Here is a 259-nt window from a genome sequence, read left to right as displayed (position 1 = left end):
CCACTGGCTGCCGCTGGCCGAGGTCGGCGACGGCGCCGACCGCCGCGACCGGCCCAACGCCTACCTGCAATTGCCCGCGCCGGTGCGCACCCACTACATCCGCTACGTGCACGGCCACGTCGGCGCCGCCCACCTGGCGATCAGCGACCTGCGCGTGTTCGGCAACGCCGACGGCGCCCCGCCGCCGGCGCCGACCGGCGTTGTCGCGCAGCGCGATGCCGACCGCCGCAATGCCCGCGTGCACTGGCAGGGGGGGGCC

General features: G+C 77.2%; 1 pseudogene. It reads left to right on the top strand.

Annotated elements, in window-relative coordinates:
* Window positions 1-259, top strand: a pseudogene (locus D588_RS25485) (coagulation factor 5/8 type domain protein); the annotation flags it as partial.

Source organism: Xanthomonas sp. SHU 308, from assembly GCF_000364645.1.
Classification (GTDB): domain Bacteria; phylum Pseudomonadota; class Gammaproteobacteria; order Xanthomonadales; family Xanthomonadaceae; genus Xanthomonas_A; species Xanthomonas_A sontii.
This window is presented reverse-complemented; position numbering and strand designations above follow the sequence as displayed.